The sequence below is a fragment of the Rhizorhabdus sp. GW822-FHT03C02 genome (assembly GCF_058801765.1).
Genome location: NZ_JBXANN010000015.1, coordinates 53485 through 76869 on the forward strand (window position 1 = coordinate 53485; position 23385 = coordinate 76869).

Here is a 23385-nt window from a genome sequence, read left to right on the forward strand (position 1 = left end):
AGTTCACGCATTGGGACGGCATGACCCATCTCCTTCCCGCCTTCCTCAACGGCTTCGCTTTGTCCGCTGCGCTGATCGTCGCGATCGGCGCGCAGAATATCTTCGTGCTGCGCCAGGGGCTGCGACGCGAGCATGTCGGTCCGATCGTCTTGTTCTGCGGCGCGGCCGATGCGGTGCTGATCGCCGCCGGGGTCGGCGGGCTCGGCATCGTCCTGACCATGGTGCCGGGGCTCGCATCGATGCTGACGCTGGGCGGCGCGGGGTTCCTCGCCTGGTACGGCATCGCCGCGCTGCGCCGCGCCGCCAGCCCGTCGGCGCTGGTGCTGGCCGATCGGCCGCCGATGACGCTGGCGGGGGCGATCGGCGGCACCGCGGCGTTCACCTTCCTCAACCCGCATGTCTATCTCGACACCGTGCTGCTGATGGGGTCGGTCGGCGCGAGCCAGCCGGCGGCGCTCCGGCCGGTGTTCGTCGCCGGTGCGGTGAGCGCCAGCTTCGCCTGGTTCGCCGCGCTCGGCTATGGCGCGCGACTGTTGGCCCCGGTTTTCGCGCGCCCGATCGCCTGGAAGCTGCTCGACGGCCTCGTCGGGGTGACGATGCTGACTCTGGCAGCGATGCTCCTGTTGCGCCTTTTCTAGCCGCCGATCCGCGCGAGCAGCAGGTCGAGACTCGCCCCGAAATCGCGGGTCTGCCACAGGTTGAGGAAGGCGGTCGTCATGTGGAGCTGGGCGCGGGCGGCCTCGTCGTCGCGGAAGATCGGATCGTGCGGCCCCGACGCGTGCGCGATCGCGGGCAGACGGGCGGCGATCCGCGGCGGCGTCGCCAGCAGATAGGCGAGCCCCATCGTCGCGACATAGAGTTCGAGATGGAGCCCGATCTCGTCGACGGCGATCCGCGGGCCGCCCTGCAGCGCCAGTTCTCCGACGAACAGGCGCAGCAATTCGTCGAGATGCGCGTCCCACAGATCCACCCCGGCCCCGCTCAGGCAGCCCCACAGCGCGAACGCCAGGTTCATCTGGCCGACATGGCCCCAGTCCATCAGCCCGCACTGCCATTCGCCGTCGGGATCGCGCCAGTACCAGCCATTGTCGATATTGGCGTTCCAGTGGCACAGCGCGATCAGGTCGGGATCGCCCTGCAGGAAGCGCTTGATCGCCGCCTCATGCGCGACGAAGCGGCCGACCTCGTGATCGAGCGTTTCGATGAACGCCGCCGAGCGGATATTGGCGGGCAGCAATTGCGGATGGCGCGCGGCGAAGTCGGCGTAGCGCGCGACCTGCTCGCGCAGCTTCGCGGCATCGTGGCGGATCGGGTCGCGGGCCGCGGCGGCGATCGGGTCGAACGGGAAGCGCGCGGCGATGTCCGGCGCGAGCCGCCCCGAACGGTGCGCGGCGGCGAGCCGCGCGAGCGCCTTGATGATCGCGCGATAATGGCCGATCGGGTCGTCGAGATCATGATCGAGGCATTTCGCATGATGCGGCTCGATCCCGCCGGTCCCGAAGCCGATCCGCTCGGTGATCAGCAGCCCGCTGCCCGACACATGCTGATAATCGGCGAAGGCGGCCACTGGCACGGTGATCGGAAAGCCGGGCAGGCGCGAGATCGCCGCGAACCTGACCTCGGCCTCGAGCTCCCACCGGGCATGGTCGCGGCGCGGATCGTCGAAGTCACGCGAGAATTTGACGAACAGATCGTCATGCAGCCCGGCCTGCGGACGCGCATAGGCGACCGAGAGCAGATATTTGCGGCCGGTGCTGCCGCCGGCACAGGGATCGAACCGGGTGATGGCGGTGATCCGATTGTCGGGCGACAGCGCGCCGAATGCCCGGAACGCCGTCGTCAGCCAATCGGCGCCGCCCGCCAGCAGCGCAGCGCCATGCGTCGGGATTGCCAGCCCGGTCGCATCGCCGGGCACGAAGTCGAGGCGGGCATCGGCGGTCGGTATGGGCATGCCCCGGCTATTGCAGGTCGATCCGGCGGTTGCACGCCATCGCGGCGGCAGCGCGATCACATGCGTGGACGATTGCCGTCACAGGCAAATGACGACGGTTAGCCCAATCCTCGTTCGGCCAGCCGCAGCATGACCAGCGCCGACAGGCGCGCGCGCTCGGGCAGGCTGCCGGTGATCAGATATTCGTCGGTCGAATGGATCGCGCCACCGCGCGCACCCATCGTGTCGACCACGGGCACCCCGCAGGCAGCGATATTGTTGCCGTCGCACACCCCGCCGGTCGGCTGCCAGCCGATCGTCTGGCCGAGCGCCGCCGCGCTCGACTGGACCAGCCGGTAGAGCGCCTCGGCGGGGCCGTCGATCGGCTTGGGCGGGCGGCCGAAACCGCCATGGATATGGATGCCGACATCATGTTCGGCGGCGACCGCCGCGACCAGTTCGCGCAGCAAAGCCTCGGCTGCGATCTGGTCGGTCGGGACGGCGGGGCGCAGATTGACCCGCAGGATCGCCTGCGCGGGCACGACATTGTTCGGACCGCCGCCATCGATCCGCGCCGGGTTGATCGACAGGCCGGGCCGCACCGCGCGCGACAGCCGCAGCGCGAGGTCGCCCGCGGCGACGATCGCGTTGCGCCCGTCCTGCGGGTTGCGGCCGGCATGCGCCGCGCGGCCGGTGACGACGATCGAAAAATTGCCGCTGCCGGGGCGGGCGCCGGCGAGCGTTCCGTCGGGCAGCGCCGATGGTTCGTAGGTCAGCGCCGCCAATTTCCCGCGTGCGGCTTCGGCGATCAACGCCGCCGAACCGGGCGAGCCGATCTCCTCGTCCGAATTGACCACCACCTCATAGCCGATCCGCGCGCCGAGCGGGGAGGCCTCGATCGCGGCGAGCGCGGCGAGCATCAGCGCGAGCCCGCCTTTCATGTCGGCGACCCCGGGGCCGTTGATCACCGCGCCGCCGTCCAGTTCGGTCAGCGCCTGGAACGGATGATCGGCCGGATAGACCGTGTCCATATGGCCGGTCAGCAGCAACTGGACCGGCGCGTCGGGGCGCACCCGGACATGGAGGTTACGACCGAAGCCGAGCACCACGGCATGGCCGTCGCGGTCGATCTCCTCGCCCGGTATCGCTTCGCGCAGCCGCACCGTGCCCGGGAGGATCGCGAAGGCGTCGGCGAGCAGCCCCGCCATCGTCGCGAGACCGGCCAGGTTGCGCGATCCGCTGTTGACCAGCGCCCAGGCGCGGGTCTGCGCGAGCATGGGGGCCGCGGCGGCGGCCTCCAATGCGGCGCGGTGGGAATCGATCACAGCAACCGGGCGGCGAGATCGGCGGTCTGGTCGATCAGCCCGTCGGCCTCGAAGCTGGCGACCGGATAGGCGCAATAGTCGGCGGCATAATAAGCGCTCGGCCGGTGATTGCCCGACGCGCCGAGCCCGCCGAACGGCATATTGCCCGCGGCGCCGGTGGTCGGCCGGTTCCAGTTGACCACCCCGGCGCGCGACCGTGCGACGAAGCGGCGCCAGAGGTCGGGATCGTCGCTGAGCAATCCGGCCGACAGGCCGAAGCTGGTGCGGTTGGCGGCGTCGATCGCCGCGTCGAAATCGGCGACGCGGATCACCTGCAGGATCGGCGCGAAAATCTCGGCATCGGGCACGTCGACCCCGGTGACGTCGTAGATGCCCGGGGTGACGAACGCCTCGCTGCGGTCGAGCCGTTCGAACGGATGGAGCGGCCGGGCGCCCTTCGTCACCAGCGCCTGGGTCGCGTCGATCGCCTGGGCGGCGGCGCGCGCCGAGATCAGCGGCCCCATATAGGCCTCTTCGGGATCGTCCCATGCGCCGATCCGCAGCCGCGAGGCGAGGGTGTGGACCGCCTCGACGATCGCATTGCCCTCGACGCCTTCGGGGACGATCAGCCGGCGCGCGCACGAGCAGCGCTGGCCGGTGGTGATGAAGGCCGACTGGACGATCGCCGCGGCCGATGCCTCGGCATCGCCCCAGGCGATCAGCGGATTGTTGCCGCCGAGTTCGAGCGCGAGGATGACATGCGGCCGGTCGATCATCGCCCGGCGGAAATGGGCCCCGGTCGCCGCCGAACCGGTGAACAGCAGCCCGTCGATATCGGCATCGATCAGCGCGGCGCCGGTATCGCGGCCGCCCTGGACGACCGCGAACACCGCCTCGGGCACCCCGGCGTCGCGCAGCGCCTGCGCCATATGCTGGGCGGTGAGCGGGGCTTCCTCGGACGGCTTGAAGACCACGACATTGCCCGCGAGCAGCGCCGGCACGATATGGCCGTTGGGCAGGTGGCCCGGAAAATTATAGGGGCCGAGCACCGCCATCACCCCATGCGGCTTGTGGCGCAGCACCGCCCGCCCGAACGCCATCGCCGCCTCGCGGGTGCCGGTGCGTTCGGCCTGCGCGGCGATCGAGATCTCGACCTTGCCGATCATCGAGCCGAGCTCGGCGCGGGTCTCCCACAGCAGCTTGCCGGTCTCGCGCGATATGTCGCGGGCGATGTCGTCGGTGCGCTCCTTGAGGATCGCGGCATAGCGGCGCAGCGTCGCGATCCGCTCGTCGATCGGGGTTTCAGCCCAGCCGGGCAGCGCGCCGCGAGCGCGTTCGACCGTGGCGGCGACCGCGGCGGGGGAGGCGGCCTCGCCCTCCCAGATCACCTGGCCGGTGGCGGGATCGGTCGATTGCATCATAGTCTCACCCTGATCATGTCGCCTGGCTTCACCTGCAGCAGCGCGCCGGTATCGGCGTCGATGACGGCAGCGCCGGTACTGCTGTCGACCGCCGCGCGGGTCGCGCGGAACCCGCCGATCGACCCGGTCGACACCAGATGCTCGGTCATGCCCGCGACCGACCCGATCGCGACCGGCAGCGGGCTTGCCCGCAATATGGTGGTGATGGTGTCGCGCGGCGCCGAATAGGTCGGGCCGCCGTCGAAGATGTCGATCAGTCCCGAACCGCGAAAGCCCTCATGTTCGAGCATCGCCCGCGCGGCCTCGCCCTCGACATGGACCCGGCCGATCGCGTCGCTCGCGGCGGCATCGATCAGTTCGACATAGATCGGGTGGCGCGGCGCGAGATCGAGGATGAACTGGCCGTCGGTCGACATCACCATATGGTCGGCCTGGTCGAACGGCAGCCGGAAGAATTTGCTCGCGACCCCTTCCCAGAAGGGGCAGGTGCCGTCGGGCGCGAAATAGCCGCGCAGCTCGGCCATCACCGTCTCGGAGAATTGCGCCGGCTCGGCGCCGATCAGCATGTAGCGCGACCGCGCCAGCAGGCTGCCCGCGCCGCCGCTGCGCCGCTCGGGCCGCAGATAGAGCGATCCGACCTCGGTCCAGCCCGAACATTCGTTGACCAGCACCAGCGCCTGATGGTCGAAGCGGGTCGCGATCGCCGACGAGAATTGGGCGAGGGTCATGATCCGGAACGAGAAATGCGGCCGGTTGACCCCGACCGCGGCGCGCACCCCGGCGAGCCCCTCGATCCGCCCGGTCTCGCTGTCCTCGAGCATCAGCGTGTACCAGGCTTCGCGCGGCGCGATCCGGCCGCCGAAGCTGGCCTCGGACAAGGTGAGGCGATCGAGCAGGGTCGCCTCGTCTTCGGGCAGGCTGGTGAAGCCGCGCCCCGACAGCACGGCGAGTTCCATCAGCGAGGCGAGATCGGCGACAACGGCCGGACGGACGAACAACATATCAGCCTTCTGCGCCATCCCGCTCAGTTGTTCAAACCCAGCAAGTGATCGAGCGCGTCATGCGCGGCGTGCGCCTCGGCCCAGAGCGCCGGATCGGCGAGATCGCGCGCGTCGATTTGCTGAGGCCAATGCGCCTCCACCAGCCCGACGAGCGCGTCCCATCGCCGCTCGTCGAGCAGGAAGCGCGGATCGATCGCGGCGTGCTGGCCTTCGTCGACCGGCACCCGCAACCGCAGGCAGGCGGGGCCGCCGCCATTGCGCATGCTCTCGCGGACATCGACGATGATCGCTTCGTTGATCGGATTGTTCGCGGCGAGGATCGCCTCGACCGCCGCCCAGACCTGCGGTTGGGCCCTGGTCTCGGCGGGGAGCACCAGCGCCATGCCGCCCTCCGGCAGGCTGAGCAGCTGCGAGTTGAACAGATAGGAGGACACCGCCTGTTCGAGGCTGATCCCGTCGACCTCGACCGCCACGAAGCCCGGGATCTGGGCATCCAGCGCCGCGAACAGTCCGTCACGATCCTCGAACGCCCGGGCATGGGCGAGCAGGACATTCTCGTTGGCCACCGCGACGACGTCGTTGTGGAAGGCACCGGCCTCGATCGCCGCCTGCGACTGGAGCGTGTGGATCGCGGTGTGGGCGCCTGCGATCCGCGCGACCGCCTCGCCCGCGCGCTTGGCCTGGCGCTCGGGGAAGCGGCTGCCGCGAGCCGCGCCATGGACGAAGACGTTGACCCCGCCTTCGCCATGCGCGGCGGTCAGCCGCATATGGTTGGCGGCGCCCTCGTCGCTGAAATGCGCGGTCGCGGGCAAAGCGGGGTGTACCGCGAAATGGCGATCGTCGCCGAAGAGGGTGCGCAGCAGCGCCTCGGTCGCGGGCGCCTCGAAGCTGCGGTGGAGCATCGTCGCGAGATTGGCGGTGAGCAGATGGACGCGGCCGTCGGCGCTGTCGGCGCCGGCGATCACCGTTGCGGCATTCGCTGCCCACATCGCCGAGGCCGAACAGATCGTGTTGAACAGCAAAGGATCCTCGGCGGCGGCCCGGGCGAGCACCGCGGCGTCACTGCCACCGTCGAAGCCGAGCGCGCGCAATGCCGCGACATAGGGGCGCCGTGGCGGCGGCAGGAAGCCCTGGAGCAGGCCGCGGTCGATCAGCCGGCGCATCTTGGCGAGCCCCTGCAATGCTGCCGCGCGCGGCTGCGAGATCGCGCCGGCATTGCTGGCGCTGGCGATATTGCCGAGCGAGAGCCCCGCATAATTGTGCATCGGCCCGATCAGGCCGTCGAAATTGATCTCGCGCGTGGTCATGGTCTCGGTCTCAAAAGCCGGTGTGGATCAGCATGTCGCCCAGCCCGACCGACAGCCGCTCGGCGCTGGCGCGGTCGATGACGACACCGTCGGCGGTGACGGAGATCGCGGCGCGGGTGCAGCGGAAGGCGCCGTCGCGGCCGGTCGCGACCAGGCTGTCGCACGCGTCGGGCAGCGGCGTTTCGCTGATCGCCGCGACTCCGCCATGGCGGGCTCCTGCGACCGCCCGCAGCCGGTCGATCGGCGCGACCATCGTCGGTCCGGCGTCGAAGATGTCGACATAGCCTTCCTCGCGAAAGCCTTCCTCGACCAACAGCGCCTGCGCCGGGCGACCATCGTCATGCACGCGGCCGATCGCCGCCTGCGCCTCGGCCGACAGCATGTTGACGTAGATCGGGTGACGCGGGCCGAGATCGGCGATGAACTGGTTGCCGGTGGTGCCGTTGATCCGGTCGGCCTCGTCGAATTCCATGTCGTAGAAGCGCCCGCCGACCGCGTCCCAGAACGGCGATCGCTTTCCATCGAGATAGCCGCGCAGATCGGCGATCACCCGCTCGCCGAAGCGCGCGCGATGCTGCGCCATGAACAGATAGCGGCTGCGCGCCATCGCCCGGCCGAACCCGCCTTTGCGCAGGCCGGGATCGACGATCAGCCCGCCGACCTCGGCGCAATCCTCGAGATCGTTGGTGAGGGTCAGCACCGGAAAACGGACGCTGCGCCGGTCGAGGCTCGACCGCTGGGTCGTATGGCTGATCCGATAGCTGTAAAAGGGCCACTCGACCCCGACCCGGGGGAAGATCATGCCGCAACCGCGGATGGTGCCGTGGCATTCGATTCCGAGCATGATCGCGCCGGCATCGCTGCGCCCGTCGATACACGCGACGCTGCGCGCGATCCGCGCCTGCAGCGCATCGCCATCGGGGGGCAGGTTGGTGAGGCCGGTCCCGGCCGCCCGGGCGAGATCGAGCACCGCCGGCGCATCGGCCGGCACCAGCGGCCGAATCAGGATGGCGCCCGGATCGGGGCCGGGTTCTGGATCTTGCATGGCGGCCATCCCCCAGCTTTCCACGGCGGCAACCGGAAGTCGAGGGGGCCGATGACTGCGGCGCCCGGGTCTATCGCCGGGTCTGATCGAACAGCAGCTTGGAGGCGAAGTCCTCGGTTGCGGCATATTCCAGGTGATGATCGGCACCCCGTGTCGTCGGCACGTAGCGCCGATCCAGCAGGCCATCTTTCAGCAGCCCGTTAAAGGCGTTCACATAACGCAAGCCGGACCGCCGGCATGCGCTTTCAAGCCGGCCGTTGAAATGGGCATGGATATCCGTGCGCTGGCGGAGCGTCGGAATTTCGAGTTGGGCGATGGCGCTTCGCATCTCCCCGGCATCCCGATCGCCTTCCAGGCCCATGACATGGCCGTTGATATATCCTTCGCGCCATCGTTCGTCGGACAGGGCCGGCGGGAAGATCGAGATGATGGCGATATTGTCCCTGCGGTCGAAGGTCGCCAGCAGAAAGGCCATATAGGCCTCGACGACCTCGTCGCAGAAGCGATGATAATAGCCCATGTCGAGTTGGCGCAGCCCATCGCGAACGCGGTGGAAGGTGCTGACGAATTCGATGTCGACCTGGCCGAACTGGATCAGGATCGGCAAGGGATCGCCTGCTTCGGAAAATCCCTGCACATGCGCCGCGATCCGGCGACCATAGCCGGATCGGGATGCGGGATTGACCAGACTGCGCGCAGAGCCGGCGCTGTAGAGCAGATGAAGCGGGGTCAGCCAGGTGCCCGGGCCGACCGGTGAGCGCCTGAAGACGTGCGAATGGCTGTCGCCGATGAGAATATAGGGCCGGCATCCCGCCCCGCGGAGTTCGGCGAGTCGCCTGGCCCCTTCCGCAAATGTCGCGGGATCGTCGCCGGGCAACCCGTTCGCATAGGCGTGACAGAGCGCCGAACGCATTTCCGCGAGATATCCCGGTCGCCGCAGCCTTATCCGGCTGAGCTCGCGGATAGCCCGGACGTTGAGGTCGATCGGGAACCCCCTGCGTTCGGACACGCCATGGGTCAGGAAATGAACGATGGCCTGGTTGTCTGTCCGCAGCGCCGCAAGGTCCGGAGACGCCTGCCGATAATTGTCGGGGTCGAACCCCGCCTCCGTCAGCAACGATTCCAATAGCCGGGGCGTCTCCGGCCGGAATTTTTCCTCTATCGTTCGTCGAACGAAAGACGGGTCGGTCAACATCATGTAATCTTGCGCCATCTTTTCAACGAGTCGGTTGCCGATGAGTTCATCCTTACATCGAATCGCGCCATCGGGGCTGGCCAATCATGAGTGACATGGTGTTTGACGAGCAATGGTATCTCGGCAAATATCCCGATGTCGCCGAAGCCGTCCGAAATCGGACAATCCCGTCGGGACGAGTCCATTACGAGCGGCTCGGGCGGGCCCAGGGGCGCCTGCCGTCGCCCTTCGACGAGGATTTCTATCGCAGCCGCTATCCGCTGGTGCGGGCTGAATTGGCGCGGGCGGCGACGGCTTCGGCCTATGACCATTATCGCACTCGCGGTCTGGCGCGCGGTTATCTGCCGGCTCCGGCGGCGTCGCGCGCCCCCGATGCCCATCGTCCGCGCTCGATCCATGGCGGTCTGTGGATCGACGCCCCGGACGCGGTTGATCGCGTCGCCGGCCGCTATGAGATCGGCATGATCACGAGCGAGGAGGCGGAGCGGCTGCGGTTCTTCATCGCCAACGGCTATATGGTTCTTCCCAGGGCCGTTCCGAACAAATTGCTCGACGCGGCCGAATCCGCTCTGGGCCAGGCTTATGGTGGCCTCCTTTCGTCCGTGCTGTTCGAATGCCATGCGGTGTCGCCGCACCCGTTGGCGTGGCGGCCCGAAATCCGCTCGAACGCGGCGAAGGCGCTCGACCTTCATGTCCATTCCGGCGCAATCCGCGATCTCATCCTGAGTTCGACGCTCGTGCGCTATCTGAGCCTGTTGTTCGAATGCAGGCCGCTCGCCTCCCAGACCCTGACATTCCTGCGTGGATCGGGGCAACAGGCGCACCAGGATTCGGCTTATGTCGCTTATTCATTGCCGAGGGATTTCGCGGCATCCTGGATCGCACTCGAAGACGTGACGCCCGGCGCCGGCGAACTCTTCTATTATCCCGGCAGCCACCGCTTTCCGGAGTTCAGCTATGCCGGCTTCAAAAGCGTCTCGGAGGCGCAGCGATCGGGCGTTCCGCAGGACCATCTGGATCGGCTCATGAACGAGCATATCGGTCAGATCGAAAGACAGGTCGCTGCCAGGAACATCGCACGGGGCCAGTTTCTCGCGCGCCGCGGCGATGTGCTCATCTGGCACGCCGACCTCGTCCATGGCGGCATGCCGGTATCGCCGGACCGAACCCGCAAGAGCGTGGTGACCCATTATTGCCCCCGGTTCAACATACCCCTCTACGCCGAAGCGAGTCCCCGGCCGATGACGCCGCATGGCGACGGCTTCATCATGAGCAGCATATATTAGAGCATGTCCTGATCAGATTGATCAGGACATGCTCTAATAGCCTTTGTTTTCCGCATTTTCCGAGCCGTCAGGTGATGCCACCTGACTTGAAAATGCTCTAGCGACCATGGGGATCGCCGTGCACAGCGGCGCTTCGCGGATCCGGACCTCGATCACCCGGTACGGGCTGAACCTGCTCGGAACCGATCGCGCAGCCTCGTCCGATAGCCCTGATAGGCGACGCGGCCCGGTATCGACAGCCGCACCTCGGTCCCGCGATCGTCGGCCGAGATGATCTCGAGCTGCCCGGCGATCTGTGCCGCCCGTTCGCGCATGCCCAGAAGGCCGAAATGGCCGTCGCGCCGACCGGCGCCCAGGATCGCGCCGGGGATACCCGACCCATCGTCGCTGACGACGAGGCAAAGCGCCTGGCGGCGATATCCCAGCCGGATCAGGATCTTGCTTGCCGAGGCATGATGCGCCGCGTTGCGGAGTGCCTCCTCGGCAATGCGGAGAAGCTCGCGGCTGACGGCCGGTCGCACCGCGCGGGGAACGCCCTCGAGCAGAAATTGAAAGGCCGGCTCGGGGCCGGGAACGAGCTCGGCCCCGGCTCGGGCCAGGGCATCGGGCAGGTCTTCGGGGGCAATATCGCTGCGGAGCGCCTGAACCCTGTCCCGTCCTTCGCCGAGGACCGTGTCGGCACGGTCGAGCACCTGCTCGACCGATTGGCGCAGTCCATCATCCGAGGGCAAGCGCTCGACGGTCAACTGGACCCCGAGGATGAGCCCCTGGATACTCTGGAGGAGCGTATCATGGAGTTCGCGCGCGATCTCCTCGCGTTCGGCGATGCGCGCATCGAAGCGGGCCTGCAGTCGCGCACGCACCGCGCGCGTCCTTATGCGGACGATCGCCCAGACGAACAGGGCGAGCAGCAGGCCACCGAGCAGCTTGAACCAGATCGACTGGACGAAGGTCGGCGGGATCGTGAATTGAACCGTCGCCGCCTGCCGGTTCCATAGGCCGTCATTGTTCGCCGCCATCACCTTGAAGCGGTAGGTGCCGGGACCCAGGTTCGTGTAAAAGGCTTCGCGCCGGGTGCCGGGATCGACCCATTTGTCGTCGACACCCTCGAGTTGGTATCGGAAGCGCACGCGCTGCGGGAGGGTGAGGCTCAGTCCCGCATAGCGGATCGCGATATTGGTCGTGCCGCGGGTGAGATCGATCGAGGCTGGCGGGTCGCGATATTGCAGCGAACCCGCCGTCAGGTTCCGGATATGCACGAGCGGCGGCAACGCATTACGAACGAGTTTGGCGGGGTCGATCCAGACCACGCCGCCGACCGTGGCGAACCAGATGCGCCCATCGCCGCCCCGCACCGCGCCATGCTGGCTCACCAGATTGCGGACTTCGGGGAGGCCGTCCTGGAAGTCCAGGACGGTGGCGGCGAGAGGGGCGCGGCGGTCGACAAACGCACGGTCCAGCGCACTCGTCCTGAATCCGACGATGCCGGCGCGTCCCAATATCCAGCTTTGGCCAGCCGGTGTTTCGACGAGGCCGGTGGGATCGGCCAGCCAGGGAAAACGGCCGGGATCGATCGTCCGGACCTTGCCGTCCTGGATTTTCACCAGGCCGGCTTCGCCGCCAAGGATGATCTTCCCGCCCATGACTTGCAGCATATGATCGTTGGACAGCGGCAACCGCGCCAGACGACGCACCATCCTGCCATTCGCGTCGAGTATCCCGACGTCGCCCGACATCCGCCACGCGACGAGGCGTCCGTCGGATGTCCTCTCGAGCGCCTTCGGCCAGTCGCCCGATGCGAACGGCCGGTGCCGCCATCGCCCCGCGCTCAGCGTGAATAGGCCGCTATCCGGATTGCCGGCCCAATAGCGGGAAACCCAAAGCACGCCGCGGCGATCGGTCGTGCAGCCCCCCAGGTCGTAAGGGCCGAGCTTCGTGAAGGGTAACGGGACCGCCATGCGTTTGGCCACACGCCCGCGGACCCGAACGAAGGCATCATTGCCCATCGCCCAGATCTCGCCGCCCGGCGCCTCGCAGATCAGCCTGGGCTCGGTGAGCGGCTTGGCGACGATGTGCGGGCGCCCGCCGGGCGCGATACGGTAGAGCGAGTCCGCCGCGCCGACATAGACCGACCCGTCGGACGCGGCCAGCAGGCCGATGCTCCTGCCCGAACCCGCGGTCAACGCAGGTTCCTCGACGACGCTGACGTCGCGAAACTGGTCGAGGCCGCGGGTGGTGCCGACCCAGATATTACCCTCGCGATCCTCGAACAGCGGCGTCGCCGTATCCGCGGTCAGGCCGTCCTTGGACGTCATGCCTTCGACATGGTCCAGCCTTTCCGCCGACGATTTCAAACTGCCTGGGGTCGGGGATCGGACTCGAAACAGGCCCTGGCCATTGGCGATCCAGAGATTGCCGTCGCGATCGAATTTGGTGATGGCGGTCCAGCGGTGAAAGGGCGGGGTGGGAAAATGATGTTCGCCGGAATCGGTCGGCAGCAGCGGTCTCGTGCCGCGGTCGTCGGAGGCCCAGATGCGGCCGTTCCGGTCTTCGCTCAATTTGGTGCGTCCGAAGACATCGGATACCCGATCGAAGTGCTGCTGCCGTCCGCGCTGGACGTAGATCGAGCGATAGGTCAGCAGCCAGAGCGATCCGGTCTTTGAAACGAACATGTCGACGATGTGCGTGGTGTCGCTGACATTGAGATCGGGAATGATCTTTTCCCATTTTCCGGCCTGGCGTCGCAGGAGGGCTGGGCCTCCTCCCGGCAAGCTCACCCAGATCGTTCCATCTCGGGTCTGCACGATGCTCTGCGGTTCGACCGTCGTCGGCGGTACCGAGCGGTCGAGGCGAAGCACGCCATCGCGATAGGTGGCGATGTGACCGGTCGTGTAGGTCAGCCAGATCGTGCCGTCCCGGGCATTGAGCATCTGGGTGATACGGCCGCCCCGGCTGATTTCGGGATCGCGGGACGGGATATGTTCGAAGGTCAGCCCGTCGAACCGATACAGGCCCGTCGCGGTGCCGATGATCAGATAGCCGGCGCGATCCTGGGAGAGCGTGTAAATGATCGCCGGTGCGCCCTCCATCGCCGTCCAGCGCGAATGTTTGTAAGCGCTCAGCGCCCGTTCGGGGTTGAGCGCGTCGGCCCTGGCCGCGAAAAACAGCGTGATCGTCAGGAGCAGGGCGAGACCAGCGGCCCTCATGCCATGACGCTCCGGTTCGCTATTCGCTGCGGATTGCGCATATCTTCACCCCCGTTTCCGACCTTATCTTGGACCGGATTGATCCGCATCATCAAAGAGCGGGGTTCCGGCCGGATAGCCGCGACTGTCGGTTCGACCTTCCCAGGCAGGCTGCGCCCGCGTCCCGGCAGCCGATGTGCGGAATCGGCGCGCCGATCCGGAGGCGTCGACGCCAAGGAGGACCGTCCGCGTCGGGCTGCCCATTCTCGTCAAATGCCTCTCGTATCAGCGCTTTGGTTGGGATAACGTCGAATCCGGTGTGGGGCGTACGCGACATTTGAACAGGCCATCCATCTTTCGCGACCGAAGGTTGCCCGCGGGGTCGCAGTCGATCCGTACGGGGTTTCTGCGGTTGCTGGCGATGCTGCTGGCGATCGCGCTGATCAGCCTCGGCGTGTTGCTCTACAGCGCCTACAGCTTCGCCCATGAGCAGGCCCGATTGCAGACGATGGATACGGCGCGGGCGATGGCGCGGGTCGTCGATGGCGAATTCGCCCGCCATGAGGCGCTGCTGCGCGCGCTGTCCCAGTCGCCGAGCGTCGCGCATGAGGATTGGACTGCCGTCGACCGCGAGGCGCGATCGGCCTTCTACAGCGCCGATGCCTGGGTGGTGGTCGGCGATCGCTTCGGCCATCAACTGGTCAACACCCGGCTGCCCGCCGGCACCAGGCTGCCCAAGGGGCCCGATCCGAAATGGATCTGGCCGGTGCTCGACCAGGGCCGTACCCGGATCTGCGATCTCACCCACGGCCTGATCGAGCCCAACATATTGTGCGTCGACGTGCCGATCATGCGCGGTGGCGGTGCCGCTTATTATATATCGGTGATCATGCGGCCGCATGCGATGCAACCGGTGTTCAGCCGGCAACGCTTTCCGCCGGGCTGGTATGGTGCGATCCTCGACACGACCTCGACGATGGTCTGGCGCAACCGCGATGCCGACAAGTTCGTCGGCCACAAGGCGACTCCCGCGATGATCGCGGCGATCCACCGCGAGCGTGAGGGGGTCGAACCGCTGACCTCGCTCGACGGGGTCAAGACCTATGCGGCGTTCAGCCGGTCGCCGGTGAGCGGATGGACCTTCGTCGTGGCGGCGCCGCGGCGCCAGCTCGATGGCGGGCTGTGGGTCGCGTTTTTCGGCGGGCTGGTGGTCGTCTTCGCCCTGTTGGTGATCGGTGGCGCGGTGGCGCTGCGCTGGACCCGGCAGGCGACGCTGGGGGTCGAAAAGCTCGCGCTGGGGGCGGCGGCGCTCGGTCGGCGCGAGCCGTTCGACCTGCCGCCGACCGGCACGCTCGAAATCGACGCGATCGCGCTGGCGCTCGCTTATGCCGACGAGGCGCTGCGCCATCGCGACGAGGAGGTCGAACGGCTCAACGCCTCGCTCGAGGAACGGGTGCGCACCGCGATCGGCGAGCGCGAGGCCGCGCTGGCCCAGCTTCACGAGGCGCAGAAGCTCGAAACGCTCGGCCAGCTGACCGGCGGCGTCGCGCACGACTTCAACAATCTGCTGGCGCCGATCATGGGCTCGCTCGATCTGTTGCAGGTCCGCCACGGCGCCGAGCCGCGCAGCAAGCGGCTGATCGACGCGGCGATGGCCAGCACCGAACGCGCCAAGACGCTGGTCGCGCGGCTGCTGTCCTTCGCCCGGCGTCAGGCGCTCCAGCCGCGGGCGGTCGACGTCCCCGCGCTGGTCCACGGCATGTCCGACCTCGTCCAGCGTTCGCTCGGCTCGGCGATCGCGGTGCGGATCGATGCTGGTCCCGGCATCGCGCCGGCGCATGTCGATCCCAACCAGCTCGAACTGGCGATCCTCAACCTCGCGATCAATGCCCGCGATGCGATGCCCGAAGGCGGCACCCTGACCCTCGGCGTCGCCGAGGAGCAGCTCGCGGCCGACAATGATCATGGCGTCGAGCCCGGCGTCTATGTCCATGTGTCGGTCGCCGATACCGGGCAGGGGATGGACGCCGCGACCCTGCGGCGGGCGATCGAGCCCTTCTTCACCACCAAGGCGCAGGGCAGGGGAACCGGGCTCGGCCTGTCGATGGTCCATGGCCTTGCCGCGCAGTCCGGCGGTGCCTTCGCACTCGAAAGCGCGCCGGGGGCGGGCACCAGGGCCGGCCTGTGGCTGCCGCGCAGCACCGCGAAGGTGGTCGAACAGCGCCCTGTCGCGATCGGGCGTCCGCCGGTCGGCGGACGCGGCCATGTGCTGGTGGTCGACGACGAGGATATGGTGCGGATGGGCACCACCGAATTGCTGGTGGAGATGGGCTATCGGGTCAGCCAGGCCTCGTCGGGCGCCCAGGCGCTCGACCTGCTCGATCGCGAGCGTTTCGACATATTGGTGAGCGATTATCTGATGCCGGGGATGAACGGTGCGATGCTCACCAGCGAGGTGCGGGCGCGAGCGCCGATGATGCCGATCGTGCTGGTGACCGGCTATGCCTCGGCCGACCTCGATCTGGCCGCCGGGGTCGCGATGCTCGCCAAGCCGTTCCGCCAGCGCGATCTCGCCGCGAGCATCGATCAGGCGACCGGCGCATTGGCGCCCGGAACCGCCTGACCGATCGCCGTTCAGCTATAGAGGCGCTCGATCGCCGCCATCGACGCGCGATGGGTCAGGTCGCAATGGAGTGGGGTGACGGTGATCATGCCCTCGCGGATCACCTCGAGGTCGGTATCCTCCTGCGCGGTGTGCGCCACCGGGCCGAGATTGAGCCAATAATAATCGAAGCCGCGCGGATCGACGCGGCGATCGATGACGGTTCGGCCATAATCGCGCAAACCCTGCGGCACCACCCTGATCCCCTGGACGGCATCGGGCGCGACGGCCGGGAAGTTGATGTTGACCAGCGTCCGCGGCGCCCACGCGGCATCAAGCAGCGGCTGCACCGCGCGAACGCCCCAGGCTTCGGCGGTCGCGAAGCTGACATTGTTGCCGACGCCGATGCCGGCATCCTCCTTGGGATAGACCTGGCTCAGCGCGATCGCGCGGATGCCGGCGAGGGCGCCTTCCATCGCCGCCGAGACGGTACCCGAATAGCTGACATCCTCGCCCAGATTGGCACCGCGATTGACCCCCGACAGGATCAGGTCCGGAGGATTGTCCTTCATGATCAGGCCGAGCGCCATCATCACCGCGTCGGTCGGGGTTCCCGTCACCGCGAAGCGTTTCGGGCCGAGCTCGCGCAGCCGGATCGAACTGGTCAGGCTCAGCGAGCGTCCCTTGCCCGACTGTTCCTCGGCCGGGGCGACGATGGTGACGTCGTCCGAGAGCTGGCGTGCGATCGCCTCGAGCACCGCCAGCCCGGGCGCCTCGACGCCGTCGTCGTTGCTCAGCAGGATGCGCATCAACCGCGAAGCTCGGTTATACCGCCCATATAGGGGACCAGGACCTCGGGGATGCGCACCGATCCGTCGGCCTGCTGGTAATTCTCCAGCACCGCGACGAGCGTGCGGCCGACCGCGAGCCCCGATCCGTTGAGAGTATGGACGAAGCGCGTCCCCTTGGCCTCGCCGGCCGGGCGGTAGCGCGCCTCCATCCGGCGCGCCTGGAAGTCGCCGCAGTTGGAGATGCTGCTGATCTCGCGATAACGCTGCTGCCCCGGCAGCCAGACTTCGAGATCGAAGGTCTTGCGCGCGCTGAAGCCCATGTCGCCGGTGCACAGCAGCACGCGGCGATACGGCAGTTCGAGCGCCTCGAGGATCGCCTCGGCGGCCCGGGTCATCTCCTCGTGCATCGCGTCGGACTGGTCGGGGGTGGTGATCGCCACCAGTTCGACCTTGTCGAACTGGTGCTGGCGGATCAGCCCGCGAGTGTCGCGACCGGCGGCGCCGGCCTCGGAGCGGAAGCAGGGGGTGAGCGCGGTCAGCCGGATCGGCAGATCGGCCTCGGCGAGGATCTTCTCGCGTACCATGTTGGTCAGGCTGACCTCGGCGGTCGGGATCAGCCATCGGCCGTCGGTGGTCTGGAACAGATCCTCGGCGAATTTGGGGAGCTGGCCGGTGCCGAACAGCGCCTCGTCGCGCACCAGCAGCGGCGGCGCGCATTCGGTGAAACCGCGATCGGTCTGGCGATCGAGCATGAACTGGCCGAGCGCGCGCAACAGCCGCGCCATGCCGCCCTTGAGCACCGCGAAGCGCGCACCCGAGATCGCCGCCGCGCTCTCGAAATCGAGACCCAGCGGGCCGGCAAAGTCGGGATGCTCGCGCGCCTCGAAATTGAACTGGCGGATCGTGCCCCAGAGATGCTGCTCGACATTGTCGTCCTCGTCGGCACCATCGGGGGTGTCGTCGGCGGGCAGGTTGGGGATCGCCGCCAGCGCGGCGTTCAGCCGGGCCTCGACATCGCCGCCTTCGTTCTCGAGCGCGGGCATCCGTTCCTTCAGCGCGGCGACCTCGGCCATCAGCGCCGATGCGGTCGCCTCGTCCTTCTGCGCCTTGGCCTGGCCGATCGCCTTCGACGCCTCGTTGCGGCGGGTCTGGGCGGCCTGCAACTCGGTGGCGATCGCGCGGCGGCGTTCGTCGAGCGCGAGCAGCTCCGCCGAAAGAGGGGCGGCGCCGCGGCGGGTCAGGCCAGCATCGAACGAAGCGGGGTTATCGCGGATCAGGCGTATGTCATGCATGCCGCGCCTATGCCGCGCGGCCCTTCTCCGCGCAATATTTTTACCGGCGTCCGATCGTGATCGTCGTCGGCGACAACAGCGCCGTGCGGATCGTTTCGCCCCTTTATCGGCTCGATTGACCGACACTGAGCGTAACGAATGGAACCCGAACCATCGATCGGGCGTCGATGGCACCAGAATATCGGTAGCATCTGTTTATCTGTAAAAGGAGTGTTCCGTATGACTTTGCGAGCTGCTTTTCTTGCGACGGCTTTCCTGGCGACAGCGGCTGCGGCCCCTGTCCTCGCTCAGGAGACGGCACCGGCCGCACCCGCTGCCGCGCCGGCCAAGGCCAATGTGACGGCAGGCGCATCGGTTCTCGACGCCAAGGGCGGTGCCGTCGGCACCGTCGAATCGGTCGCGGGCGACCAGGCGGTGGTCAACACCGGCGTGGTGAAGGCGAGCCTGCCGGTCTCGGCCTTCGCGCAGAGCGACAAGGGCCTGCTGATCTCGATGACCAAGGTCGAGCTCGAAAACGCCGCCAAGGGTGCAGCCGCGGGCCAGCAGGATCAGCTCGTTGCCGCGCTGACCCCGGGGACTGCGATCACCGATCAGAGCGGCGGCGCCGTCGGCAAGGTCGACTCGGTCGAGGGCGAGTTCGTCGTCGTCGCCACACCCAACACCAAGGTGAAGCTGCCCAAGAGCGCCTTCGCCAAGGGGCCCAACGGGCCGATCATCGGCATGACCCTCGCTCAGCTCGAAGCCGCGGCCAAGGGCAGCGGCGGCTGAGGCGGCCGATCGGGCGGCATGCCGAGAGGACATGCAACGACTTGATCCGAAATGGACCGGTCCCGACAAGCGGGGCCGGTCTTTTCGCATTTTATCCACGATTTTTTATCGGCTTGGCGCTTATCGAGTGTCCGTTCAGCGCTTGTGCAGCCGATAGCCGCTCTCTATAGGCCGCGCTTGGGCGACGTCTGGGTTTGGCCAGAGTGAAGGCAAATTCCCGGGCCGATTGGGCGGAGAGTGGGATGGCGACCTCGCTGAGTGGCGTGCTGAACAACCAGGAACAGGCGGCGTTGAATGCCTATTCCGCTGACGACGGTTATCGGCCGTCTTCCGACGAAGATTTCATGAACGATCGCCAGCAGGCCTATTTCAGGGCCAAGCTGCTGGCGTGGAAGGAATCGATCCTGCGCGAGTCGGCAGGAACCCTCCAGCAGCTCCAGGTCGATTCGCTGCGCGAACCCGATCTGACCGATCGGGCGTCTTCGGAAACCGACTGGTCGATCGAACTGCGCACCCGCGACCGCCAGCGCAAGCTGATCTCGAAGATCGACGCCGCGCTGCGCCGGATCGAAGAGGGCGAATATGGCTATTGCGAGGTGACCGGTGAACCGATCTCGCTCGGCCGGCTCGAAGCCCGTCCGATCGCGACGATGACCGTCGAGGCGCAGGAACGCCACGAGCGCAACGAGAAGATCTCGCGCGAAGAATAGGGAATGGCGGCTCGCGGGCCGCTTTTTTATTGCCTTCGCGCGATGCGGCTTCGGCGTTCGGTCCAATCTTAACCGATTGTCCAAGCTTTGCTGTTCAACTGCCCCAGTTGTGCGAGGGCCTTGTGCCCTCCGGTCGACGGGGATGGCTATGACGAGGCGAAGCGTAAATCGGGGTGGGGTGGATCGCCGCCGGCCGCGCGATTCGATGCTGCTGCTGGGCACGATCCGTGCCTGTGGCGATGTCGTGCGCCAGCATCAGCAGATACGCGTCCGCAACCTGTCGGCGACCGGCCTGATGGCCGAGACCCAGGTCGACTATGATCTCGGCTGCTGCGTCGAGGTCGAACTGCGCGGCATCGGCCCGGTCATGGGCCAGATCGCGTGGATCCGCGGCAAGAGAATGGGGATCGTCTTCGACAGGACGGTCGATCCGCTGCTGGCCCGCAAGCCGTTGGCCAAGGCTCAGTCGCTGTCGTCGGGTCCGCCGCTGTCGACGAGCCATGCCGTGCGGCTGCCGATTGGGGACGGCCATGTCCGCCGCCCGGGATTGAGGGTCCGCTGACCCCCAATCCAATTGGCATAATGTTGGAGCGACCCGAGTCGCGCGGCGCTTAAAGGCGCGCGAGGGCTTCCTTGATCTTCAGCTTCTGTTTCTTGAGTTGGCTGATCAGTGCGCCATCGGGCGAGGGACGGCGGGTTTCCGCAGCTATGCGAGCCTCGATACCGGCGTGCTTGGCAAGAAGGGCGGACGAATGAGTGTTCAACATAGACGTTGTCTCCTTTTCATCACCGACAGACCCACGAGTAGATCATGATTCAGGCGCCATGTCTCGCCCAGATGCATGGCTCAGGTCTGACAGAAGACACGACTAACCGTTTCGGATGCAAATCCGTAAAAGCACGGGTGGGATGAACCCGCGCTCTTGAGCCATGCCGGGCTTTGCCGATATGCTTCGCCCTCGATCGGGCGAGGAGCGACGCTTTGGACAATGATGTGGTGGCGCGGCGAATCGAGATCCTCCGGCAGGAGCATCGCGATCTCGACTCGGCGATCGAGGCGCTGCTCTCGGCCACCGCGATCGACCAGCTCCAGATCGCCCGCATCAAGAAGCGCAAGCTCCGCCTCAAGGACGAGATCGCCCATCTCGAGGACATGCTGATCCCCGACATCATAGCCTGAACCGACAAGAAAAAAGCCGGACCCCTGCGGGCCCGGCTTCCTTGGACTTTCAGATCAGGCAAGCGTTCAGGCGGCGACCTTCTCCGGGGCGGCGTCGATCACCGGCTGCGCGTCGAAACCGTCGATTTCGATCCGGCGCGGCTTCTTGTGCTCGGGAATCTCGCGAACCAGCTCGACATTGAGCAGGCCGTTGTCATAGCCGGCCTTGGTCACCTTGATGGTGTCGGCGAGCTGGAAACGGCGCTCGAACGCGCGCTTGGCGATGCCGCGGTGTAGATATTGCGGCTGGTCGCCCTCGGCGGCCTCGGCGGTCCGGCCGACGATGATCAGGACATTGTCCTGCACGGTGACGTCGATCTCGTCGCGGGTGAAGCCTGCGAGCGCCATCTGGATGCGATAGGCGCCGTCGCCGGTCTTCTCGATATTATAGGGGGGATAGCTGTCGCCCTCGCCGCGCGTCGCGAAATCGACGAGCCGGTTGAGATTCTCGAAACCGATCGACGACCGGAGCAGGGGGGCGAAATCAAGGCTACGCATATAAGGTCTTCCTTCTCGAAGCGATGGACCATGTTGCCCGCGGACCATCCGCCGGGCGGTGCCGGCCGCCCCATCCGGGCACGGTCGACGCGGTTGAGATAGGAAAGCCCGGGCCGGCTTCAAGGGCTGCGCGACGCTCCACGCTTGCCCGGGCGGCGAGCCTGCCATAGGTCGAACCGATAGCAGCTGGGGAGCGGATATGGCGGGGACGGAAGCCGGGGCGGGGGAGCGGTCGATCGACGTGAAGCGCGATCGGCTGGTGATCGTGGCCTCGACGCTCGGCACCGTATTCGAATGGTATGATTTCTTCGTCTACGGCACCCTCGCCAACATCGTCGCGGGGCATTTCTTCCCCTCGGACAACCCCGCGGTCAGCTTTCTGATCTTCCTCGCCAGCTTCGGTGTCGGCTTCGGTATGCGGCCGCTCGGTGCGGTGCTGTTCGGCGTGCTCGGCGACCGGCTCGGGCGCAAATATACCTTCCTGGTGACGATCGCGCTGATGGGCGTCGCGACCGCCGGGGTCGGCATGCTGCCGACCTATGCGATGGTCGGGGTGTGGGCGCCGATCCTGCTGGTGTTCCTGCGCGTGCTCCAGGGGCTGGCGCTGGGCGGCGAATATGGCGGGGCGGCGATCTATGTCGCCGAACATGCCCCGGCCAGGCGCCGCGGCTTCTATACCAGCTTCATCCAGGCCGGGGTGATCGGCGGCTTCCTGCTCAGCCTGGCGGTCGTGCTGGTGTCGAACCTGTTCGTCGACAAGGATGCCTTTGCCGCATGGGGCTGGCGGATCCCGTTCCTGTTCTCGCTCGCTTTGCTCGCGATCTCGCTGTGGGTCCGGCTCAAGCTCAAGGAGAGCCCGGTCTTCCAGGCGATGAAGGCCGCGGGCGAGACCGCGAAAAACCCGTTGCGCGAGAGCTTCGCAAGCTGGAGCCGGATAAAATTGATGCTCGTCGCGCTGTTCGGGATCGCCGCCGGGCTGACCGTGATCTGGTACACCGCGCAGTTCCAGGCGCTGTATTTCCTCCAGAACACGCTGCGGATCGAGGACACGCCGGCGCGGCTGATCGTCGGGGCCGGTGCGATCGTCAACGTCCTGTGGTTCGTGCTGTTCGGGTGGCTGTCCGACCGGGTCGGGCGCAAGAAGCCGATTGTGATCGGTTATGCGCTGACCCTGATACTGCTGTTCCCGCTGTTCCACTGGATGGCCGCCGCCGCCAATCCCGGCCTCGCCGCGGCGATGGAGCGCGCGCCGGTCGTCGTGACCGGCAGCGACTGCCGCTACGATCCGTTCGCGACCAAGGGGCAGGCGACCGAGTGCGGCAAGGTCCTCGACGTCCTGTCGAAAAAGGGCGTCGCCTACACCAAGGTCGAGGGGCCGGCCGGCGGCGCCACCGCGGTGACGATCGGCGGCAAGCCGGTCGCCGGCACCGATGCCGATGCGATCGAGGCGGCGCTCGAGGCGGCCGGTTACGATCTCGCCAAGATCGTGCCCGGAACCGCGGCCTTCCTGAAGATCATCCTGTGCCTGGTCGGCGTCGGCTTCCTGTCGGGGATGACCTATGGCCCGGTCGCGGCGCTGCTGGTCGAGCTGTTCCCGGCGCGGGTGCGCTATACGTCGATGTCGGTGCCCTATCATATCGGCACCGGCTATTTCGGCGGCTTCCTGCCCTTCATCAGCCAATATATCGTCGCGCGGACCGGTGATCCTTTCGCGGGGCTCTGGTACACGGTCGGCGTGACCGCGCTGGCGCTGGTGGTCACCGTCTTCGGCCTGCCCGAGACCAGCGGCAAGGAACTGGATTAGCGAGGAGCGGGCGGCTATCGGGCTCGG

The 23385-nt window shown here is 67.1% G+C and carries 20 protein-coding genes; 8 read left to right on the forward strand and 12 right to left on the reverse strand.

The window, feature by feature from the left end:
- Positions 1-20: 20 nt before the first annotated feature.
- Positions 21-638, forward strand: a complete 618-nt coding sequence (locus tag AC1RM6_RS26675) for a LysE/ArgO family amino acid transporter (protein ID WP_493106983.1) — start codon at positions 21-23, stop codon at positions 636-638.
- On the opposite strand, the gene AC1RM6_RS26680 is transcribed toward AC1RM6_RS26675, so the two are convergent.
- The 7 genes from AC1RM6_RS26680 to AC1RM6_RS26710 form a co-directional block, all read right to left on the reverse strand.
- Positions 635-1951 carry a hypothetical protein gene (locus AC1RM6_RS26680; protein ID WP_493106985.1) on the reverse strand — a complete coding sequence of 439 codons (1317 nt, stop codon included), beginning with the start codon at positions 1949-1951 and terminating at the stop codon, positions 635-637. The genes AC1RM6_RS26675 and AC1RM6_RS26680 overlap by 4 nt on opposite strands.
- 98 nt (positions 1952-2049) lie before the next feature.
- Positions 2050-3255, reverse strand: a complete 1206-nt coding sequence (locus tag AC1RM6_RS26685) for a hydrolase (RefSeq protein ID WP_493106987.1) — start codon at positions 3253-3255, stop codon at positions 2050-2052.
- Positions 3252-4655 carry a succinylglutamate-semialdehyde dehydrogenase gene (gene astD / locus AC1RM6_RS26690; RefSeq protein ID WP_493106989.1) on the reverse strand — a complete coding sequence of 468 codons (1404 nt, stop codon included), beginning with the start codon at positions 4653-4655 and terminating at the stop codon, positions 3252-3254. Before astD ends, AC1RM6_RS26685 begins: the two co-directional genes overlap by 4 nt.
- Complete coding sequence (locus tag AC1RM6_RS26695) at positions 4652-5656, reverse strand: arginine N-succinyltransferase (RefSeq protein ID WP_493106991.1); 1005 nt, start codon at positions 5654-5656, stop codon at positions 4652-4654. Before AC1RM6_RS26695 ends, astD begins: the two co-directional genes overlap by 4 nt.
- Before the next feature lie 23 nt (positions 5657-5679).
- Entirely contained in the window at positions 5680-6963 is a 1284-nt protein-coding gene (locus AC1RM6_RS26700; RefSeq protein ID WP_493106993.1) for an N-succinylarginine dihydrolase, read from the reverse strand.
- 10 nt (positions 6964-6973) lie between these two features.
- Positions 6974-8008: an arginine N-succinyltransferase gene (locus AC1RM6_RS26705; protein WP_493106995.1), complete on the reverse strand. Its 1035-nt coding sequence runs from the start codon at positions 8006-8008 to the stop codon at positions 6974-6976.
- A 70-nt stretch (positions 8009-8078) separates the two neighbouring features.
- On the reverse strand, positions 8079-9287 hold the full coding sequence (locus AC1RM6_RS26710) for a hypothetical protein (protein ID WP_493106997.1): 1209 nt from the start codon (positions 9285-9287) through the stop codon (positions 8079-8081).
- Positions 9288-9289: 2 nt separating this feature from the next.
- On the opposite strand from AC1RM6_RS26710, the gene AC1RM6_RS26715 reads away from it, so the two are divergent.
- Positions 9290-10489, forward strand: coding sequence for a phytanoyl-CoA dioxygenase family protein (locus AC1RM6_RS26715; protein WP_493106999.1), 1200 nt, complete (start codon positions 9290-9292; stop codon positions 10487-10489).
- 152 nt (positions 10490-10641) lie between these two features.
- Here the strand turns inward: AC1RM6_RS26715 and AC1RM6_RS26720 are convergent, their stop codons facing one another.
- On the reverse strand, positions 10642-13695 hold the full coding sequence (locus tag AC1RM6_RS26720; protein WP_493107001.1) for a sensor histidine kinase: 3054 nt from the start codon (positions 13693-13695) through the stop codon (positions 10642-10644).
- A 349-nt stretch (positions 13696-14044) separates the two neighbouring features.
- On the opposite strand from AC1RM6_RS26720, the gene AC1RM6_RS26725 reads away from it, so the two are divergent.
- Positions 14045-16297, forward strand: coding sequence for a hybrid sensor histidine kinase/response regulator (locus tag AC1RM6_RS26725; protein ID WP_493107003.1), 2253 nt, complete (start codon positions 14045-14047; stop codon positions 16295-16297).
- A gap of 11 nt (positions 16298-16308) precedes the next feature.
- Here AC1RM6_RS26725 and surE read toward each other — a convergent pair whose 3' ends face one another.
- The gene (gene surE, locus AC1RM6_RS26730; protein ID WP_493107005.1) at positions 16309-17085 is read right to left on the reverse strand and encodes a 5'/3'-nucleotidase SurE; all 777 of its coding nucleotides are present in this window, start codon (positions 17083-17085) and stop codon (positions 16309-16311) included.
- The gene (gene serS, locus AC1RM6_RS26735) at positions 17085-18359 is read right to left on the reverse strand and encodes a serine--tRNA ligase (protein ID WP_493107007.1); all 1275 of its coding nucleotides are present in this window, start codon (positions 18357-18359) and stop codon (positions 17085-17087) included. The genes surE and serS overlap by 1 nt, the downstream gene beginning before the upstream one ends.
- A 336-nt stretch (positions 18360-18695) precedes the next feature.
- Between serS and yajC the strand changes: the two genes are divergently transcribed.
- From yajC to AC1RM6_RS26750, 3 genes are all read left to right on the forward strand, one after another.
- Positions 18696-19127, forward strand: coding sequence for a preprotein translocase subunit YajC (gene yajC / locus AC1RM6_RS26740; RefSeq protein WP_493107009.1), 432 nt, complete (start codon positions 18696-18698; stop codon positions 19125-19127).
- A gap of 242 nt (positions 19128-19369) precedes the next feature.
- On the forward strand, positions 19370-19837 hold the full coding sequence (gene dksA, locus AC1RM6_RS26745) for an RNA polymerase-binding protein DksA (protein ID WP_493107011.1): 468 nt from the start codon (positions 19370-19372) through the stop codon (positions 19835-19837).
- Between the two features lie 205 nt (positions 19838-20042).
- A complete protein-coding gene (locus AC1RM6_RS26750; RefSeq protein ID WP_493107013.1) occupies positions 20043-20399 on the forward strand; it encodes a PilZ domain-containing protein in 357 nt (118 codons plus the stop codon).
- 49 nt (positions 20400-20448) lie between these two features.
- Here AC1RM6_RS26750 and AC1RM6_RS26755 read toward each other — a convergent pair whose 3' ends face one another.
- Complete coding sequence (locus AC1RM6_RS26755; RefSeq protein WP_493107014.1) at positions 20449-20604, reverse strand: DUF465 domain-containing protein; 156 nt, start codon at positions 20602-20604, stop codon at positions 20449-20451.
- 215 nt (positions 20605-20819) lie between these two features.
- On the opposite strand from AC1RM6_RS26755, the gene AC1RM6_RS26760 reads away from it, so the two are divergent.
- Positions 20820-21017, forward strand: coding sequence for a YdcH family protein (locus tag AC1RM6_RS26760; RefSeq protein ID WP_493107016.1), 198 nt, complete (start codon positions 20820-20822; stop codon positions 21015-21017).
- Between the two features lie 66 nt (positions 21018-21083).
- Here AC1RM6_RS26760 and AC1RM6_RS26765 read toward each other — a convergent pair whose 3' ends face one another.
- Positions 21084-21554, reverse strand: a complete 471-nt coding sequence (locus AC1RM6_RS26765; protein WP_493107017.1) for an Hsp20 family protein — start codon at positions 21552-21554, stop codon at positions 21084-21086.
- A gap of 199 nt (positions 21555-21753) precedes the next feature.
- Here AC1RM6_RS26765 and AC1RM6_RS26770 point away from each other — a divergent pair, with 199 nt between their 5' ends.
- Complete coding sequence (locus AC1RM6_RS26770; protein ID WP_493107019.1) at positions 21754-23358, forward strand: MFS transporter; 1605 nt, start codon at positions 21754-21756, stop codon at positions 23356-23358.
- Positions 23359-23385 lie beyond the last annotated feature (27 nt).

Bases quoted from the DNA above. Each gene is read 5' to 3' on its own strand.
- AC1RM6_RS26675 (WP_493106983.1), top strand. From the start codon at position 21: ATGACCCATCTCCTTCCCGCCTTCCTCAACGGCTTCGCTTTGTCCGCT.
- AC1RM6_RS26680 (WP_493106985.1), bottom strand. From the start codon at position 1,951: ATGCCCATACCGACCGCCGATGCCCGCCTCGACTTCGTGCCCGGCGAT.
- astD (WP_493106989.1), bottom strand. From the start codon at position 4,655: ATGATGCAATCGACCGATCCCGCCACCGGCCAGGTGATCTGGGAGGGC.
- AC1RM6_RS26695 (WP_493106991.1), bottom strand. From the start codon at position 5,656: ATGTTGTTCGTCCGTCCGGCCGTTGTCGCCGATCTCGCCTCGCTGATG.
- AC1RM6_RS26700 (WP_493106993.1), bottom strand. From the start codon at position 6,963: ATGACCACGCGCGAGATCAATTTCGACGGCCTGATCGGGCCGATGCAC.
- AC1RM6_RS26705 (WP_493106995.1), bottom strand. From the start codon at position 8,008: ATGCAAGATCCAGAACCCGGCCCCGATCCGGGCGCCATCCTGATTCGG.
- AC1RM6_RS26715 (WP_493106999.1), top strand. From the start codon at position 9,290: ATGAGTGACATGGTGTTTGACGAGCAATGGTATCTCGGCAAATATCCC.
- AC1RM6_RS26720 (WP_493107001.1), bottom strand. From the start codon at position 13,695: ATGAGGGCCGCTGGTCTCGCCCTGCTCCTGACGATCACGCTGTTTTTC.
- surE (WP_493107005.1), bottom strand. From the start codon at position 17,085: ATGCGCATCCTGCTGAGCAACGACGACGGCGTCGAGGCGCCCGGGCTG.
- serS (WP_493107007.1), bottom strand. From the start codon at position 18,359: ATGCATGACATACGCCTGATCCGCGATAACCCCGCTTCGTTCGATGCT.
- dksA (WP_493107011.1), top strand. From the start codon at position 19,370: ATGGCGACCTCGCTGAGTGGCGTGCTGAACAACCAGGAACAGGCGGCG.
- AC1RM6_RS26750 (WP_493107013.1), top strand. From the start codon at position 20,043: ATGCTGCTGCTGGGCACGATCCGTGCCTGTGGCGATGTCGTGCGCCAG.
- AC1RM6_RS26755 (WP_493107014.1), bottom strand. From the start codon at position 20,604: ATGTTGAACACTCATTCGTCCGCCCTTCTTGCCAAGCACGCCGGTATC.
- AC1RM6_RS26765 (WP_493107017.1), bottom strand. From the start codon at position 21,554: ATGCGTAGCCTTGATTTCGCCCCCCTGCTCCGGTCGTCGATCGGTTTC.
- AC1RM6_RS26770 (WP_493107019.1), top strand. From the start codon at position 21,754: ATGGCGGGGACGGAAGCCGGGGCGGGGGAGCGGTCGATCGACGTGAAG.